Genomic DNA, 15655 nt, shown 5'->3' with positions numbered 1-15655 from the left:
GTCGTGCTCTCCTGGGTGGTGGGTACCTGACCAGTACACTTACCAACAACTTTGCCCTGTTCGCTAGGGGCTCTTCAGTGTGAAAAAAGCCGTGAAAAGCCAACGACCTGTAAACCTAGACCTAAGGACCATCAAACTCCCGATCACCGCATACACGTCCATTCTTCACCGTATTTCCGGCGTCATCCTGTTCCTCGGCATTGCCATCATGCTGTACGCATTGGGCAATTCGCTGGGTTCCGAGGAAGGCTTTGCCGAGGTGAAGGCGTGTCTGACCAGTCCGCTGGCCAAACTGGTGACCTGGGGCCTGCTGTCCGGCCTGCTGTACCACCTCGTCGCAGGTGTGCGCCACCTGATCATGGACATGGGTGTCGGTGAGACGCTGGAAGGCGGCAAGCTGGGCTCGAAAATCGTGATCGTCATCTCCGTGGTGCTGATCGTTCTGGCAGGAGTTTGGGTATGGTAACTAACGTCACGAACCTCTCGCGTTCGGGCCTCTACGACTGGATGGCGCAGCGCGTCTCGGCGGTCGTTCTCGCGGCTTATTTCATCTTCCTGATCGGCTACCTCGCCGTTCACCCAGGGATCGACTATGCCCAATGGCACGGTCTGTTCACCAACAACGCGATGCGCATCTTCAGTCTGCTGGCACTCGTCGCTCTGGGCGCTCACGCCTGGGTCGGCATGTGGACCATTGCCACCGACTACCTGACGCCGATGGCGTTCGGCAAGTCGGCGACTGCGATCCGTTTCCTGTTCCAGGCTGTATGCGGCGTTGCGATGTTCGCGTACTTCGTCTGGGGTGTGCAGATTCTCTGGGGTATCTGATTCATGGCTAACATTCCAACCATTTCGTTCGACGCCATCATCATCGGTGGCGGCGGCGCAGGCATGCGCGCAGCGCTGCAACTGGCTCAAGGCGGCCACAAGACTGCCGTAGTCACCAAGGTGTTCCCGACCCGTTCGCACACCGTTTCCGCCCAGGGCGGCATCACCTGCGCCATCGCTTCGGCCGACCCGAACGACGACTGGCGCTGGCACATGTACGACACCGTCAAGGGCTCCGACTACATCGGTGACCAGGACGCGATCGAATACATGTGTCAGGAAGGCCCGGCTGCGGTCTTCGAACTGGACCACATGGGCCTGCCGTTCTCGCGTACCGAAACCGGCCGTATCTACCAGCGTCCGTTCGGTGGCCAGTCCAAGGACTTCGGTAAAGGTGGCCAGGCCGCCCGTACCTGCGCAGCTTCCGACCGTACCGGTCACGCGCTGCTGCACACCCTGTACCAGGGCAACCTGAAGGCAGGCACCACCTTCCTTAACGAGTACTACGCCGTAGACCTGGTGAAGAACCAGGACGGCGCCTTCGTCGGTGTGATCGCGATCTGCATCGAAACCGGCGAAACCATGTACATCAAGTCCAAGGCCACCGTACTGGCCACGGGCGGTGCGGGCCGTATCTACGCCTCCACCACCAACGCCCTGATCAATACCGGTGACGGTATCGGCATGGCCCTGCGTGCCGGTGTGCCGGTGCAGGACATCGAGATGTGGCAGTTCCACCCGACCGGTATCGCCGGCGCCGGTGTACTGGTTACCGAAGGCTGCCGCGGTGAAGGTGGCTACCTGATCAACGCCCACGGCGAGCGCTTCATGGAGCGTTACGCGCCGAACGCGAAGGACCTGGCCGGCCGCGACGTGGTTGCCCGTTCCATGGTCAAAGAAATCATCGCCGGCAACGGCGTGGGCCCGAACAAGGACCACGTACTGCTGAAGCTGGACCACCTGGGCGAGGAAGTGCTGCACAGCCGCCTGCCAGGTATCTGCGAACTGTCCAAGACCTTCGCCCACGTCGACCCTGTGGTCGCGCCGGTGCCGGTCATCCCGACCTGCCACTACATGATGGGTGGCGTTGCCACCAACATTCATGGCCAGGCCATCACCATGGACGCCGAAGGCAAGGACCACATCATTCCGGGCCTGTTCGCCGTAGGCGAAGTGGCGTGCGTATCGGTTCACGGTGCCAACCGCCTGGGCGGCAACTCGCTGCTCGACCTGGTGGTGTTCGGCCGTGCCGCCGGCCTGCACCTGGAAAAAGCCCTGAGCGATGGCGTCGAGTACCGCGATGCCAGCGACACCGACGTCGACGTTGCCCTGAACCGCCTGAGCAAGCTCAACGAGCGCACCACCGGTGAAGACGTTGCCAGCCTGAAGCGCGAGCTGCAGAGCTGCATGCAGAACTACTTCGGTGTATTCCGTACCGGCGAATACATGCAGAAGGGTATCGAGCAGTTGGCCGGTCTGCGTGACCGCATCGCCAACGTCAAGATCAACGACAAGTCCCAGGCCTTCAACACCGCGCGTATCGAAGCGCTGGAGCTGCAGAACCTGCTGGAAGTTGCCGAAGCTACCGCCATTGCGGCCGAAGCCCGTAAAGAGTCCCGCGGCGCGCACGCCCGTGAAGACTTCGAAGACCGTGACGACGAGAACTGGCTGTGCCACACCCTGTACTACCCGGGTGAGAAGCGTGTTGCCAAGCGTGGCGTCAACTTTGCGCCGAAGACCGTTCCGGCCTTCGAGCCAAAAATCCGGACTTACTAAGGGTGGCTGCTATGTTGAAAGTCGAAGTTTACCGCTACAACCCCGACACCGACTCGGCGCCCAAGATGGAGTCGTTCGACGTCGATACCGGTGGCAAGGACCTGATGGTTCTGGACGTGCTGGCACTGATCAAGGAAAAGGACGAGGGCTTCTCGTACCGTCGCTCCTGCCGTGAAGGCGTGTGCGGTTCCGATGGCATGAACATGAACGGCAAGAACGGCCTGGCCTGCATCACCCCGCTGTCGGGCGTGGTCAAGGGCAACAAGCTGGTGCTGCGTCCGCTGCCAGGCCTGCCGGTCATTCGTGACCTGGTGGTCGATATGAGCATCTTCTACAAGCAGTACGAGAAGGTGAAGCCATTCCTGCAGAACGACACCCCGGCTCCGGCCATCGAGCGTCTGCAGTCGCCGGAAGAGCGTGACAAGCTGGACGGTCTGTACGAGTGCATCCTGTGCGCCTGCTGCTCGACCTCCTGCCCATCGTTCTGGTGGAACCCGGACAAGTTCCTGGGCCCCGCCGCACTGCTGCAGGCCTACCGTTTCCTGGCCGACAGCCGCGATACCAAGACTCAGGAGCGCCTGGCGTCCCTGGATGACCCGTTCAGCGTATTCCGCTGCCGCGGGATCATGAACTGCGTGAACGTTTGCCCCAAGGGTCTGAACCCGACCAAGGCAATCGGCCACGTACGTAACATGCTGCTGCAAAGCGGCACCTGATTCAAAGCGTTGTACCTGCAGTAAGCCGAGGTGCGGGTGGTGAGCCCGCACTGAGGTAAAACTCGGGCAAGGGCCCACAAAGCCCGCGCCCATTACCTATGAAGATATGAGACCAGCAGGGGCTTTCCGGGCTGGTACCCGGAAAATCAGCAAGATCCAAGTGGCGTGGTTCAGTCGCTGTGTTCGGACTTTTCCAGGTTTGCTGTGGCTCTCGCCGATCAGTCCCCTAACCGAGGGTGACCAAGCATGCAAGAAAGCGTGATGCAGCGCATGTGGGATAGCGCCCACCTTTCAGGTGGTAACGCTGCATATGTGGAAGAGCTTTATGAGCTCTACCTGCACGACCCTAACGCTGTGCCAGAAGAGTGGCGCACTTACTTCCAGAAGTTGCCCGCCGACGGCAGCACCGCTACCGATGTATCGCACTCGACAATCCGCGACCATTTCGTATTGCTGGCAAAGAACCAGCGCCGCGCCCAACCGGTTTCCGCCGGGAGCGTGAGCTCAGAACACGAGAAGAAGCAGGTTGAAGTGCTGCGACTGATCCAGGCCTATCGTATGCGCGGCCATCAGGCTGCCAAGCTCGACCCGTTGGGGTTGTGGCAGCGCCCTGCGCCCGTAGACCTGTCGATCAATCACTACGGCTTGACCAATGCCGATCTTGATACGACCTTCCGTGCCGGCGACCTGTTCTTCGGCAAAGAGGAAGCGAGCCTACGCGAAATCTTCGAAGCGCTGCAGAAGACATATTGTCGCACCATTGGCGCCGAGTTCACCCACATCGTCGATTCCGAGCAGCGCAGCTGGTTCCAGCAGCGTCTGGAAAGCGTGCGTGGCCGTCCTGAATTCTCCGCCGACGTGCAGGCACACCTGCTCGAGCGCGTCACGGCCGGTGAGGGCCTGGAGAAGTACCTGGGCACCAAGTACCCAGGCACCAAGCGCTTCGGCCTGGAAGGCGGCGAAAGCCTGATCCCGATGCTCGACGAGATGATCCAGCGTTCCGGCTCGTACGGTACCAAGGAAGTCGTGATCGGCATGGCCCACCGTGGCCGTCTGAACGTGCTCGTCAACACCTTCGGCAAGAACCCGCGCGAGCTGTTCGACGAGTTCGAAGGCAAGAAGATGAACGAGCTGGGCTCCGGTGACGTGAAGTATCACCAGGGCTTCTCCTCCAACGTGATGACCCCGGGTGGCGAAGTTCACCTGGCCATGGCGTTCAACCCTTCCCACCTGGAAATCGTCTCGCCAGTGGTGGAAGGTTCGGTGCGTGCCCGTCAGGACCGTCGCAACGACACGGTCGGTGACAAGGTGCTGCCGATCTCGATCCACGGTGACGCCGCATTTGCCGGCCAAGGCGTGGTGCTGGAAACCTTCCAGATGTCGCAGACCCGCGGTTTCAAGACCGGCGGTACCGTGCACATCGTGATCAACAACCAGGTTGGTTTCACCATCAGCAACCCGCTGGACTCGCGTTCCACCGAGTACTGCACCGACGTCGCCAAGATGATCCAGGCGCCGATCCTGCACGTGAACGGTGATGACCCGGAAGCCGTGTTGTTCGTGACCCAGCTGGCCATCGATTACCGCATGCAGTTCAAGCGTGACGTGGTCATCGACCTGGTCTGCTACCGTCGTCGCGGCCACAACGAGGCTGACGAGCCGAACGGCACCCAGCCGCTGATGTACCAGCAGATCACCAAGCAGCGCACCACCCGCGAGCTGTATGCCGATCAACTGATCAGCGCCGGCCGTATCGACGCCGAGCGTGCTCAGGCCAAGATCGACGAATACCGCAACGCGCTGGACAACGGCCTGCACGTGGTGAAAAGCCTGGTCAAGGAACCGAACCGCGAGCTGTTCGTCGACTGGCGTCCGTACCTGGGCCATGCCTGGACCGCGCGTCACGACACCCGTTTCGACCTCAAGACCCTGCAGGACCTGTCGGCCAAGCTGCTTGAGCTGCCGGAAGGTTTCGTGGTTCAGCGTCAGGTGTCGAAGATCTACGAAGACCGTCAGAAGATGCAGGCCGGTGGCTTGCCGATCAACTGGGGTTATGCAGAGACCATGGCCTACGCCACCCTGCAGTTCGAAGGTCACCCGATCCGCATGACCGGCCAGGACATCGGCCGTGGCACCTTCTCGCACCGTCACGCGGTGCTGCACAACCAGAAGGACGCCAGCACCTACGTACCGCTGCAGAACCTGTTCCCGGGCCAGCCGAAGTTCGAGCTGTACGACTCCTTCCTGTCGGAAGAAGCGGTACTGGCCTTCGAATACGGCTACTCGACCACCACGCCGAACGCGCTGGTGATCTGGGAAGCCCAGTTCGGCGACTTCGCCAACGGTGCGCAAGTGGTGATCGACCAGTTCATCACCAGCGGTGAGCACAAGTGGGGCCGCCTGTGCGGTCTGACCATGCTGCTGCCACACGGTTATGAAGGGCAGGGCCCGGAGCACTCCTCCGCGCGTCTGGAGCGTTACCTGCAGCTGTGCGCCGAGCACAACATCCAGGTCTGCGTACCGACCACCCCGGCACAGATCTACCACCTGCTGCGTCGCCAGGTCATCCGTCCGCTGCGCAAGCCGCTGATCGTCCTGACGCCGAAGTCGCTGCTGCGCCACAAGCTGGCCATCTCGACCCTGGAAGACCTGGCAGAAGGCTCGTTCCAGACCGTGATCCCGGAAATCGACACCCTCGATCCGGCCAAGGTCGAACGCCTGATCCTGTGCAGCGGCAAGGTCTACTACGACCTGCTGGAAAAACGCCGTGCCGAAGGCCGCGAAGACATCGCCATCGTGCGTATCGAGCAGCTGTATCCGTTCCCTGAGGACGACCTGATCGAAATCCTCGCGCCTTACACCAACCTCAAGCATGCAGTGTGGTGTCAGGAAGAGCCGATGAACCAGGGCGCCTGGTACAGCAGCCAGCACCACATGCGCCGTATCCTGGGCCGCCACAACAAGGCACTGGTCCTGGAATACGCCGGCCGCGACGCTTCTGCCGCGCCAGCCTGTGGTTACGCTTCGAAGCACGCCGAACAGCAGGAAAAACTGCTGCAAGACGCCTTCACTGTCTAACGCCTTCGCGCACCTGAAACCGAATTTAAGGAAACACAGATAATGGCTATCGAGATCAAAGCCCCAACCTTCCCGGAATCGGTTGCCGATGGCACCGTTGCCACCTGGCACAAGCAGCCGGGCGACGCCGTCAAGCGTGACGAGCTGATCGTCGACATCGAGACCGACAAGGTCGTCCTGGAAGTGCTGGCCACCGCCGACGGCGTGCTGGGCGCCATCGTCAAGGGCGAGGGCGACACCGTCCTGTCCGACGAAGTGCTGGGTTCGATCGTTGAAGGCGGCGCTGCTGCCGCTGCGCCTGCCGCCGCCCCGGCTGCTGCCCCGGCTGCCGCTGCCGCCGACGCTGGCGAAGACGACCCGGTCGCTGCTCCAGCCGCGCGCAAGCTGGCTGAAGAGAACGGCATTGACCTGGCTGGCGTTGCCGGCACCGGCAAAGGCGGTCGCATCACCAAGGAAGACGTGGTTGCAGCCGTTGCCAACAAGAAGTCGGCTCCTGCCGCCGCTCCGGCTGTCAAGCCTGCTGCCGCTGCCGCCGCTGTTGTGGTTGCCGCTGGCGACCGCACCGAGAAGCGCGTGCCGATGACCCGCCTGCGCGCCAAGATCGCCGAGCGTCTGGTCGAAGCCCAGTCGAACATGGCCATGCTGACCACCTTCAACGAAGTCGACATGACCGAAGTCATGGCCCTGCGTTCGAAGTACAAGGACCTGTTCGAGAAGACCCACAACGGCGTGCGCCTGGGCTTCATGTCGTTCTTCGTCAAGGCGGCTACCGAAGCGCTGAAGCGTTTCCCGGCAGTCAACGCCTCGATCGACGGCAACGACATCGTCTACCACGGCTTTGCTGACGTCGGCGTCGCCGTCTCCAGCGACCGCGGCCTGGTGGTTCCGGTTCTGCGTAACGCCGAGTCGATGAGCCTGGCAGAAATCGAGAACGGCATCGCCACCTTCGGCAAGAAAGCCCGTGACGGCAAACTGTCGATCGAAGAGATGACCGGCGGTACCTTCACCATCACCAACGGTGGTACCTTCGGCTCGATGATGTCGACCCCGATCGTCAACCCGCCGCAGGCTGCCATTCTCGGCATGCACAACATCATCCAGCGTCCGATGGCCATCAACGGCCAGGTGGTAATCCGCCCGATGATGTACCTGGCGCTGTCCTACGATCACCGCCTGATCGACGGCAAGGAAGCGGTAACCTTCCTGGTAACCATCAAGAACCTGCTGGAAGATCCGTCTCGCCTGCTGCTGGACATCTAATCGCGCAGCTGCAAGCCGCAAGCCGCAAGCTTCAGTTAGAAGTGTGCGGGTCTTGCAGCTTGCAGCTTGCCGCTTGAAGCTAAAAAGGAATCTTTTATGACCCAGAAATTCGACGTAGTGGTGATTGGTGCAGGTCCTGGCGGCTATGTAGCTGCCATCAAGGCTGCCCAACTCGGTCTGAAGACTGCCTGTATCGAGAAGTACACCGACGCCGAGGGCAAGCTGGCCCTGGGCGGCACCTGCCTGAACGTAGGTTGCATTCCTTCCAAGGCGCTGCTGGACAGCTCCTGGAAGTACAAGGAAGCCAAAGAGAGCTTCAACGTCCACGGTATCTCCACTGGCGAAGTGAAGATGGACGTCGCTGCGATGGTTGGCCGCAAGGCCGGTATCGTCAAGAACCTGACCGGCGGTGTTGCCACCCTGTTCAAGGCCAACGGCGTTACTTCGATCCAGGGCCACGGCAAGCTGCTGGCTGGCAAGAAAGTCGAAGTCACCAAGGCTGACGGCACCACCGAAGTCATCGAAGCCGAGAACGTGATCCTGGCTTCCGGCTCGCGTCCGATCGACATTCCGCCGGCTCCGGTTGACCAGAACGTCATCGTCGACTCCACCGGCGCCCTGGAATTCCAGACCGTTCCGAAGCGCCTGGGCGTCATCGGTGCTGGCGTGATCGGCCTGGAGCTGGGATCGGTCTGGGCTCGCCTGGGTGCTGAAGTCACCGTGCTGGAAGCCCTGGACACCTTCCTGATGGCTGCCGACACCGCCGTGTCGAAAGAAGCCCAGAAGACCCTGACCAAGCAAGGCCTGGACATCAAGCTGGGCGCTCGCGTGACCGGCTCGAAAGTCAACGGCAACGAAGTCGAAGTGACCTACACCAACGCCGAAGGCGAGCAGAAGATCACCTTCGACAAGCTGATCGTCGCGGTCGGCCGTCGCCCTGTGACCACCGACCTGCTGGCCGCCGACAGCGGCGTGACCATCGACGAGCGTGGCTACATCTTCGTCGACGATCACTGCGCCACCAGCGTACCGGGCGTCTTCGCCATCGGTGACGTGGTTCGCGGCATGATGCTGGCCCACAAGGCCTCGGAAGAGGGCATCATGGTCGTCGAGCGCATCAAGGGCCACAAAGCCCAGATGAATTACGACCTGATCCCGTCGGTCATCTACACCCACCCGGAAATCGCGTGGGTCGGCAAGACCGAACAGGCGTTGAAAGCCGAAGGCGTTGAGGTTAACGTGGGCACCTTCCCGTTCGCGGCCAGCGGCCGTGCGATGGCAGCCAACGACACCGGTGGTTTCGTCAAGGTCATCGCCGATGCCAAGACCGACCGCGTACTGGGTGTACACGTGATTGGCCCGTCCGCTGCCGAGCTGGTTCAGCAGGGCGCGATCGCAATGGAATTCGGCACCAGTGCCGAGGATCTGGGCATGATGGTCTTCAGCCATCCAACCCTGTCCGAAGCGCTGCATGAAGCAGCGCTGGCAGTGAATGGCGGTGCCATTCACGTCGCCAACCGTAAGAAGCGTTAATTATAAGAAACCACGGCGGGCTGCCCGTCGTGGGTCTTGCGTGCAAGACTCACCGCGGAACGTCCGCCGGACCGGATCACACGGGAAAACCCGGGGTCAACGGTCACAGGTGGTGCGGCGCCAGTAATGGCGCAGCGCCGAAGCGCAGTACCTAACGAAGACGGTAAAAAGCATGAATCTTCACGAGTATCAGGGTAAGCAGCTGTTCGCTGAATACGGCCTGCCAGTTTCCAAGGGTTTCGCAGTCGACACCCCTGAAGCTGCAGCAGAAGCCTGCGACAAGATCGGCGGTTCCGAGTGGGTTGTCAAAGCTCAGGTTCACGCGGGTGGTCGCGGTAAAGCGGGCGGCGTCAAGCTGGTTCGCAGCAAGGAAGACGCCAAGGCGTTCGCTGCCCAGTGGCTGGGCAAGCGTCTGGTGACCTACCAGACCGACGCCAACGGTCAGCCAGTGACCAAGATCCTGGTCGAATCCTGCACTGACATCGCCAAAGAGCTGTACCTGGGCGCTGTAGTCGATCGCTCGAGCCGCCGCATCGTGTTCATGGCTTCCACCGAAGGTGGCGTGGACATCGAGAAGGTCGCTCACGAAACTCCTGAGAAGATCATCAAGGCGACTATCGATCCGCTGGTCGGCGCTCAGCCGTTCCAGGGTCGTGAACTGGCATTCCAGCTGGGTCTGGAAGGCAAGCAAGTTGCACAGTTCGCCAAGATTTTCGTAGGCCTGGCCAAGCTGTTCAAAGAACACGACCTGGCCCTGCTGGAAGTCAACCCGCTGGTCATCAAGGCCGACGGCGACCTGCACTGCCTGGATGCGAAGATCAATATCGACGCAAACGCCATGTACCGTCAGCCTAAGCTGAAAACCTTCCACGACCCGTCCCAGGACGATCCTCGTGAAGCCCACGCAGCCAGCTTCGAGCTGAACTACGTCGCGCTGGAAGGCAACATCGGCTGCATGGTCAACGGTGCCGGCCTGGCCATGGGTACCATGGACATCGTCAACCTGCACGGCGGCAAACCAGCCAACTTCCTCGACGTTGGCGGCGGTGCCACCAAAGAGCGCGTTACCGAAGCGTTCAAGATCATTCTGTCCGACAGCAATGTCGCGGCCGTTCTGGTCAACATCTTCGGCGGCATCGTTCGCTGCGACATGATTGCCGAAGGCATCATCGGTGCAGTGAAAGAAGTCGGCGTTAAAGTTCCGGTCGTCGTTCGCCTCGAAGGCAACAACGCTGAACTGGGCGCTAAAGTACTGGCAGAAAGCGGTTTGAACATCATTGCGGCAACCAGCCTGACCGACGCTGCTCAACAAGTTGTAAAAGCTGCGGAGGGCAAGTAATGAGCGTCCTGATCAATAAAGACACCAAAGTCATCTGCCAGGGCTTCACCGGCTCGCAGGGTACTTTCCACTCCGAACAAGCCATCGCCTACGGCACCAAGATGGTCGGCGGCGTCACCCCAGGCAAGGGTGGCACCACCCACCTGGGCCTGCCGGTGTTCAACACCGTCAAGGAAGCCGTGCAAGCGACCGGCGCTGACGCTTCGGTGATCTACGTTCCGGCTCCGTTCTGCAAAGACTCGATCCTGGAAGCCGCCTTCGGTGGCATCAAGCTGATCGTCTGCATCACCGAGGGTATCCCTACCCTCGACATGCTGGACGCCAAGGTCAAGTGCGACGAGCTGGGCGTTACCCTGATCGGCCCTAACTGCCCAGGTGTCATCACCCCGGGCGAGTGCAAGATCGGCATCATGCCAGGCCACATCCACCTGCCAGGCAAGGTCGGTATCGTGTCGCGTTCCGGCACCCTGACCTACGAAGCTGTCAAGCAGACCACCGACGCCGGTTTCGGCCAGTCGACCTGCGTCGGCATCGGCGGTGACCCGATCCCAGGCTCCAACTTCATCGACATCCTGAAGCTGTTCCAGGAAGACCCGAAGACCGAAGCGATCGTCATGATCGGTGAGATCGGCGGTTCGGCTGAAGAAGAAGCCGCGGCCTACATCAAGGCCCACGTGACCAAGCCAGTGGTTTCCTACATCGCTGGTGTGACCGCTCCTGCGGGCAAGCGCATGGGCCACGCTGGCGCCATCATTTCCGGCGGCAAGGGCACTGCGGACGAGAAGTTCGCCGCGCTGCAGGACGCTGGTGTGAAAACCGTGCGTTCCCTGGCTGACATCGGCAAGGCCCTGGCCGAGCTGACTGGCTGGGAAGCCAAGAAGTAAGTAACACGTAGTACCCCCCACGCGCACAAAGGCCACCTTCGGGTGGCCTTTGTCGTTTCTGGGTGGGGTGTTTCCACGGCATCCTGAAGACCCTCTGGTCGTTTTGTAGTCATGACCAAGGCGGTGCTGATTGCGCTGATCGCGACGCTCGATCGATTTGATAAGTTTTTCCGCACAGACAGCGCACTGGATGCCTGACACAATTTCTGCCGGCACAGAGTCATCCAGACGACAAACACATACGCACATCGGACAAGCAGCACCGTTGCAGTGCGTTTAGTGGGTAAAACGGTTACCCTACGCGTTCACTCTGTGCCCGTGCCCCAAAAGGGAACGACACGCTAAACGGGTCTGGCTCATCAAGCCGGGCAACATTTCCCTCATTCATGGGGAAATTCCCTCACGAACCCCGATTTCAGCAGTGTGGTACTACCTTAAATGAAAGTGTTAAAAGGCCAGGATATCCTGGCGCTTGGCTTTATGACGTTTGCGCTTTTTGTTGGCGCCGGCAATATCATCTTCCCGCCCATCGTTGGCTTGCAGTCCGGTCCACACGTGTGGATGGCGGCACTGGGCTTCCTCGTCACCGCGGTTGGCCTGCCGGTCATCACCGTGGTCGCCCTGGCCAAGGTCGGTGGCGGCATGGACGCCCTGAGCAGCCCGATCGGCAAGTTCTTCGGTGGCCTGCTGGCGGCCGTGTGCTACCTCTCGGTCGGCCCGCTGTTCGCCACCCCGCGTACCGCGACCGTCTCGTTCGAGGTGGGCGTGGCCCCGCTGACCGGTGAAAGCCCGCTGGCGTTGTTCATCTACAGCCTGGTGTACTTCCTCGTGGTGCTGGCTGTGTCGATGTATCCGGGCAAGCTGCTCGATACCGTCGGCCGCTTCCTCGCCCCGCTGAAGATCATCGCCCTGGCCGCCCTCGGCATTGCCGCGTTCATGCTGCCGGCGGGCACCATCGGTGAAGCGCAGCCGCAATACGTTGCCGCGCCGTTTTCCCAGGGCTTCATCAACGGCTACCTGACCATGGACACCCTCGGTGCGCTGGTCTTCGGCATCGTCATCGTCAACGCCATCCGTTCGCGCGGCGTGGACTCGCCGAAGCTGATCACCCGCTACGCCATCATCGCCGGCCTGATCGCCGGTGTGGGCCTGGCGCTGGTGTACATCAGCCTGTTCCGCCTGGGCGCGGGCAGCCATGACATCGCCGCCGACGCCACCAACGGTGCGGCCGTTCTGCATGCCTATGTGCAGCACACCTTCGGCTCCCTGGGCAGCGGCTTCCTCGCCGTGCTGATCGCCCTGGCCTGCCTGGTGACCGCGGTTGGCCTGACCTGCGCCTGCGCCGAGTACTTCAGCCAGATCCTGCCGCTGTCGTACCGTGCCCTGGTGGTGATCCTGGCGGGCTTCTCGCTGCTGATCTCCAACCTCGGCCTGACCAAGCTGATCATGTTCTCGATCCCGGTACTCACCGCGATCTACCCGCCGTGCATCGTGGTGGTGGGCCTGAGCTTCGTCAAAGAGCTGTGGAACTCGCCGGTACGTATCCTGGCACCGGTGATGCTGGTGTCGCTGCTGTTCGGCATGGTCGATGCGATCAAGGGCAGCAGCCTCGCGCACATGCTGCCGGACGCCATGGCCCACCTGCCGTTGAGCGAGCAGGGCCTGGCCTGGCTGGTGCCTTCGGTGATCACCCTCGGCGTTGCCGTGGCCTGTGACCGCATGCTCGGCAAGCCGCGCGAAGTGCTGGCCTGATGCGTTGAAGCCTGAGGGGCTGGCACCGGCCACAAGCCAACAGGGTGCCAGTCGCAGGTGAAAACCGAAAACCCCGCTGCCTGTGAAGGCGCGGGGTTTTTTATTGCCTGTTCCTAAGCCATCGCGGGGCAAGCCCGCTCCCACGCTTGCGTCACAGTCCCGCAGCGTGGGAGCGGGCTTGCCCCGCGATTTTTTGCCTGCCGCGTGCCTTTTAGCGAATCCCAGCGTCGAAAGCCGGTCTACCTCTTTTCTGTGCGGGTATCTGCATGAGCTTCATCCAAAACAACCTCGGCAACCTGCTGGCCGTATGCTGGTTCGCCATCTGCTGGGGCGGTTACACCCGCTATGCGTTATGGAAAGGCCGCGACACGGCATGCCTGGCCAGTGTGCTGCACCTGTACCGCGAAGACTGGATGCGCCGCATGCTGTTGCGCGACAACCGCATCGCCGACGCCAGCGTGATTGGCAACCTGGAGCGCAATGCGTCGTTCTTTGCTTCCAGCACCCTGATCATTCTCGCCGGCATCCTCACCGTGCTCGGCGCCTCGGACCGGGCGCTGTCGTTGTTGGCCGACCTGCCGCTGGTGCAGCAGGCTTCCCAGGGGATGTCGGAGATCAAGCTGTTGTGCCTGGCGATGGTGTTCGTCTACGCCTTCTTCACCTTCAGCTGGTGCATGCGCCAGTACAACTTCGCTGCGGTGCTGGTGGGTTCGGCACCGATGATCGGCGAGCGCCAGGTAAGTGAACTGGAGCGCAATGCCTTCGCGTCGCGAGCGGCGCGGGTGTTATCCCTGGCGGCCAACCAGTTCAACCTCGGCCTGCGTTCGTACTACTTCGGCATGGCCATGTTGAGCTGGTTCATCAGCCCGTGGCTGTTCATGGTCATGAGTGTGGGGGTGGTGTTCATTCTGTACCGCCGCGAGTTTCACTCCCATGTGCTTGAAGTGATGGTGTTCACACCCACTCAAAGTTCAGCGGCAGAGGCGGGCAAGGAAACTTCGGTAAGCATCGACTGAAGCGTTTCATCTAAAACAACAGGCACAAAAAAACCCGACATTGTCGGGTTTTTTTGTATTGGCCAATTACTGCTTGGCAGGCTCGCTCGGCGCTGGGGCGGCCGGAGTAGCCGGGGCAGCTTCTTCGGCGGCTTTCTCTTGCGCTTCGGCCTGATCTTTGGCGGCTTCGGCGTTTTCCTTGGCGGCTTCGTTCATCTTATCCTGAGCTTCGCCCATCTTTTCTTGGGCTTGCTCGGCGTGTTGCTGTGCGTCCTGGGCTTTGTCTTCGCTCGCTTTATCGCAAGCAGCCAGGCCCATGGCAGCGGCCAGCATCAGAGCAAAAGCAAAAGGTTTACGCATGGGGTGTCTCTCCTGGGTGGAATAACTTTACTTGTTCCTAAGAGTTCACCGCGGGCGGATAAGTTCCACGAATGTTAAAGATATATAACTGCCTGGCCTATATAGACTTTTCACTGATTTTATGCAGCGAGGGTGTATGAACGAAACGCCATTGATGGCCATGGCCGAGCGATTTCTCTCGGCCTTGAAACACTGCCAGTTATTGCAGATGCGCGTGCAGCATGCTGATGCCCAAGGCATGACCCTGGTGCTGCCCTGGTCGCCGGCAATTGTCGGCAACCCGCAGAACGGCGCGGTGCATGGCGGTGCGCTGACCACACTGATGGACACCACCTGCGGCATGGCGACTTTGTGCGCGCTGCCGCGTTTCGAGGTGTGCCCGACGTTGGACCTGCGCATCGACTACATGCACCCGGCCGAAGCCGGCAAGGACATCTATGGCCATGCCCAGTGCTACCGAGTCACCCGCGACGTGATCTTTACCCGTGGCAGTGCCTACCAGGACGACCCGTCGCAGCCGATCTGCCAGGTGGTCGGCACCTTCATGCGTCTGGGCCAGGACATCAAGGGCGGCATCCGCTTCGGCAACAGCCTCAAGGAGCCACGCCAATGATCCCCGCAGGCACTCGCCAGCAGTTGAACGAAGCCCACGCCCGCGGCGATTACCGCCCGTTGCTGGCGCTGATTCCCTACGCCGGGCTCATCGGCATCGAATGCGAGCGCCAGGGCGACGACCTGTTGTTCCGCCTGCCGGCCTGCGAGAACAACATCGGCAACCCGTTGCTGCCGGCCATCCATGGCGGCGTCATCGCCGGTTTCATGGAGCTGTCTGCGGCGCTGTACTTGCTGATCTACAGCGAAAGCGCGAGCATTCCGAAAATCATCGATTTTTCCATCGACTACCTGCGTGCCGGCCACTACCGCGACACCTTCGCCCAGTGCCAGCTGTGGCGCCAGGGCCGGCGTGTGACCAACGTCGCCATCACCGCCTGGCAGGCCGACCGCGACACGCCCATCGCCACCGCCCGTGCGCACTTCAAGATCGAACCCGAGAAACCGCTCGAATAGCCCCTTGAAATGGACGGGCAAGCCCCCATCTGCTGAACATCCGCCAAAAAATGCAGGCCCACGGGG

The 15655-nt window shown here is 61.2% G+C and carries 14 protein-coding genes; 13 read left to right on the top strand and 1 reads right to left on the bottom strand.

Annotated features, from left to right (window positions below):
• Positions 1–79 precede the first annotated feature (79 nt).
• The 11 genes from sdhC to DM373_RS13080 all read left to right on the top strand — a co-directional run bounded on the left by sdhC (position 80) and on the right by DM373_RS13080 (position 14182).
• Positions 80–466 (top strand): succinate dehydrogenase, cytochrome b556 subunit, encoded by a 387-nt coding sequence (gene sdhC / locus DM373_RS13130; protein WP_110993994.1) that lies wholly within the window; start codon positions 80–82, stop codon positions 464–466.
• The gene (gene sdhD / locus DM373_RS13125) at positions 460–828 is read left to right on the top strand and encodes a succinate dehydrogenase, hydrophobic membrane anchor protein (RefSeq protein WP_110993993.1); all 369 of its coding nucleotides are present in this window, start codon (positions 460–462) and stop codon (positions 826–828) included. The genes sdhC and sdhD overlap by 7 nt, the downstream gene beginning before the upstream one ends.
• A gap of 3 nt (positions 829–831) precedes the next feature.
• Positions 832–2604: a succinate dehydrogenase flavoprotein subunit gene (gene sdhA / locus DM373_RS13120; RefSeq protein WP_110993992.1), complete on the top strand. Its 1773-nt coding sequence runs from the start codon at positions 832–834 to the stop codon at positions 2602–2604.
• 11 nt (positions 2605–2615) lie between these two features.
• Positions 2616–3320: a succinate dehydrogenase iron-sulfur subunit gene (locus DM373_RS13115; RefSeq protein WP_008091906.1), complete on the top strand. Its 705-nt coding sequence runs from the start codon at positions 2616–2618 to the stop codon at positions 3318–3320.
• A gap of 246 nt (positions 3321–3566) precedes the next feature.
• A complete protein-coding gene (locus DM373_RS13110) occupies positions 3567–6398 on the top strand; it encodes a 2-oxoglutarate dehydrogenase E1 component (protein ID WP_110993991.1) in 2832 nt (943 codons plus the stop codon).
• A gap of 42 nt (positions 6399–6440) precedes the next feature.
• The gene (gene odhB / locus DM373_RS13105; protein WP_110993990.1) at positions 6441–7658 is read left to right on the top strand and encodes a 2-oxoglutarate dehydrogenase complex dihydrolipoyllysine-residue succinyltransferase; all 1218 of its coding nucleotides are present in this window, start codon (positions 6441–6443) and stop codon (positions 7656–7658) included.
• A 96-nt stretch (positions 7659–7754) separates the two neighbouring features.
• The gene (gene lpdA / locus DM373_RS13100; protein WP_012273351.1) at positions 7755–9191 is read left to right on the top strand and encodes a dihydrolipoyl dehydrogenase; all 1437 of its coding nucleotides are present in this window, start codon (positions 7755–7757) and stop codon (positions 9189–9191) included.
• A 172-nt stretch (positions 9192–9363) separates the two neighbouring features.
• Positions 9364–10530 (top strand): ADP-forming succinate--CoA ligase subunit beta, encoded by a 1167-nt coding sequence (gene sucC / locus DM373_RS13095; protein ID WP_008091914.1) that lies wholly within the window; start codon positions 9364–9366, stop codon positions 10528–10530.
• Positions 10530–11414: a succinate--CoA ligase subunit alpha gene (gene sucD, locus DM373_RS13090; protein WP_110993989.1), complete on the top strand. Its 885-nt coding sequence runs from the start codon at positions 10530–10532 to the stop codon at positions 11412–11414. The genes sucC and sucD overlap by 1 nt, the downstream gene beginning before the upstream one ends.
• A 438-nt stretch (positions 11415–11852) precedes the next feature.
• On the top strand, positions 11853–13166 hold the full coding sequence (gene brnQ, locus DM373_RS13085; protein WP_110993988.1) for a branched-chain amino acid transport system II carrier protein: 1314 nt from the start codon (positions 11853–11855) through the stop codon (positions 13164–13166).
• Positions 13167–13432: 266 nt separating this feature from the next.
• Entirely contained in the window at positions 13433–14182 is a 750-nt protein-coding gene (locus tag DM373_RS13080) for a DUF599 domain-containing protein (RefSeq protein WP_110993987.1), read from the top strand.
• Between the two features lie 66 nt (positions 14183–14248).
• Here DM373_RS13080 and DM373_RS13075 read toward each other — a convergent pair whose 3' ends face one another.
• A complete protein-coding gene (locus DM373_RS13075) occupies positions 14249–14521 on the bottom strand; it encodes a hypothetical protein (protein ID WP_110993986.1) in 273 nt (90 codons plus the stop codon).
• Between the two features lie 136 nt (positions 14522–14657).
• On the opposite strand from DM373_RS13075, the gene DM373_RS13070 reads away from it, so the two are divergent.
• Positions 14658–15134 (top strand): PaaI family thioesterase, encoded by a 477-nt coding sequence (locus DM373_RS13070; protein ID WP_110993985.1) that lies wholly within the window; start codon positions 14658–14660, stop codon positions 15132–15134.
• Complete coding sequence (locus DM373_RS13065; RefSeq protein ID WP_110993984.1) at positions 15131–15589, top strand: PaaI family thioesterase; 459 nt, start codon at positions 15131–15133, stop codon at positions 15587–15589. The genes DM373_RS13070 and DM373_RS13065 overlap by 4 nt, the downstream gene beginning before the upstream one ends.
• Positions 15590–15655: the final 66 nt, after the last annotated feature.

The sequence above is a fragment of the Pseudomonas sichuanensis genome (assembly GCF_003231305.1).
Taxonomy (GTDB): domain Bacteria; phylum Pseudomonadota; class Gammaproteobacteria; order Pseudomonadales; family Pseudomonadaceae; genus Aquipseudomonas; species Aquipseudomonas sichuanensis.
Note: the sequence above shows the minus strand (reverse complement) of the source record. Positions and strands in the feature narration are given on the sequence as shown.

Bases quoted from the DNA above. Each gene is read 5' to 3' on its own strand.
- sucC (WP_008091914.1), top strand. From the start codon at position 9,364: ATGAATCTTCACGAGTATCAGGGTAAGCAGCTGTTCGCTGAATACGGC.
- DM373_RS13065 (WP_110993984.1), top strand. From the start codon at position 15,131: ATGATCCCCGCAGGCACTCGCCAGCAGTTGAACGAAGCCCACGCCCGC.
- sdhD (WP_110993993.1), top strand. From the start codon at position 460: ATGGTAACTAACGTCACGAACCTCTCGCGTTCGGGCCTCTACGACTGG.
- lpdA (WP_012273351.1), top strand. From the start codon at position 7,755: ATGACCCAGAAATTCGACGTAGTGGTGATTGGTGCAGGTCCTGGCGGC.
- sucD (WP_110993989.1), top strand. From the start codon at position 10,530: ATGAGCGTCCTGATCAATAAAGACACCAAAGTCATCTGCCAGGGCTTC.
- brnQ (WP_110993988.1), top strand. From the start codon at position 11,853: ATGAAAGTGTTAAAAGGCCAGGATATCCTGGCGCTTGGCTTTATGACG.
- DM373_RS13110 (WP_110993991.1), top strand. From the start codon at position 3,567: ATGCAAGAAAGCGTGATGCAGCGCATGTGGGATAGCGCCCACCTTTCA.
- DM373_RS13075 (WP_110993986.1), bottom strand. From the start codon at position 14,521: ATGCGTAAACCTTTTGCTTTTGCTCTGATGCTGGCCGCTGCCATGGGC.
- DM373_RS13080 (WP_110993987.1), top strand. From the start codon at position 13,433: ATGAGCTTCATCCAAAACAACCTCGGCAACCTGCTGGCCGTATGCTGG.
- odhB (WP_110993990.1), top strand. From the start codon at position 6,441: ATGGCTATCGAGATCAAAGCCCCAACCTTCCCGGAATCGGTTGCCGAT.
- sdhA (WP_110993992.1), top strand. From the start codon at position 832: ATGGCTAACATTCCAACCATTTCGTTCGACGCCATCATCATCGGTGGC.
- DM373_RS13070 (WP_110993985.1), top strand. From the start codon at position 14,658: ATGAACGAAACGCCATTGATGGCCATGGCCGAGCGATTTCTCTCGGCC.
- DM373_RS13115 (WP_008091906.1), top strand. From the start codon at position 2,616: ATGTTGAAAGTCGAAGTTTACCGCTACAACCCCGACACCGACTCGGCG.